Below are 784 nucleotides of genomic sequence, written 5' to 3'. Positions count from 1 at the left end.
ATATCCCCGTAAAAGATATTGCCCGGGAGTGTGACTGTGGAAATTACAGAAAAGTCATGGATTTCCTGGGTAAAACCAGCCCTGACTTTATTGTCACAGGGACAAGCCTGGATGATTTTACGGAGCGTTATCTCTGGAAGGCGTCAGAAGAACTCCATATCAAATCCTTTGCCATTTTAGACCAGTGGATGAACCTGGGAATACGCTTTTCTGAATACACCTATGCCCAGGCAGGGGTTTATGAAAGGCAGAGGAAGCACTGCTATCTTCCATACCGCATCTGCGTGATGGATCGTCTGGCAGAGGAAATACTTATCAAAGAAGGCATAGAAAAAACACGCATTGCAGTAACCGGGCAGCCCCACTTTGACACGGTTTTTGAAACATACCAGAAAGCGGAGGCTTCTTATCCCGGGGACTGCCTGAATATTGTTTTTGTATCGGAACCCATCCTGCAGGATTACGATGGGAATGACATGGAAAACTCCTACTGGGGATACAATGAGAAATCCATATTTTTTCACCTGTATGACTGTCTGAAAACAATGGCTGTTCATACATCAAAAAACATACGGATCATTCTCCGGCCCCATCCCAGAGAGAATGTGGAAGCATGGTTTGAAGTTACGAACCCTTTGGAGAATGAAAATATCAGAATCATAATTGACAGGGGAAATGACAGTTTTTCCGTTTTGAAAAGTGCAGATATTGTCTGCGGGATGTCCTCCATGTTTTTGCTGGAAGCGGTGATATGCGGGAAACCCATACTTAGCATAGAAATCGG

1 protein-coding gene is annotated in these 784 nt (G+C 44.4%); it reads left to right on the top strand.

Annotation, left to right across the window (positions count from 1 at the left end):
* Positions 1 to 784, top strand: a 784-nt coding sequence (locus D7Y06_RS26355) for a hypothetical protein (protein WP_158591512.1), incomplete at both ends; no start/stop codon positions are given.

The organism is Roseburia sp. 1XD42-69 (genome assembly GCF_003612565.1).
GTDB lineage: Bacteria > Bacillota > Clostridia > Lachnospirales > Lachnospiraceae > Roseburia_B.
Note: the sequence above shows the minus strand (reverse complement) of the source record. Positions and strands in the feature narration are given on the sequence as shown.